The organism is Petrotoga sp. SL27 (assembly GCF_002924605.1).
Lineage (GTDB): Bacteria > Thermotogota > Thermotogae > Petrotogales > Petrotogaceae > Petrotoga > Petrotoga sibirica.
On sequence record NZ_JAIP01000016.1, the window covers coordinates 1 to 317 of the forward strand.

Here is a 317-nt window from a genome sequence, read left to right on the forward strand (position 1 = left end):
ATAACGGGTGGTTCCAGTACTACACTCCAAACATATTCCATGTTATATAAAAAATCAGCATTGGCTATTTTAGCTTCTGGTTTAGGTTTAGGACGATCAACTATAAATCCTGCTTGAACTCCACCGGGAAGTTGCCTCAGCACTTTTACTCTTCTGGCTGAAATGTTGACAAGAATTTGTCTATATAATCTCAAGACTAAGCTTTTTAGATCAGAGTTGTTCTTGACTAAGGATATTTGCTTATGAATCCTCGTTCTTGAATTATGACTGAAAGGATCCGCTTTTTTCATAAATCTGTGTTTTGAACGCCATAGGTT

The 317-nt window shown here is 36.6% G+C and carries 1 pseudogene; it reads right to left on the bottom strand.

Annotated elements, in window-relative coordinates:
• A pseudogene (locus AD60_RS06585) lies at positions 1-290 on the bottom strand (ATPase); the annotation flags it as partial.
• Between the last annotated feature and the right edge of the window lie 27 nt (positions 291-317).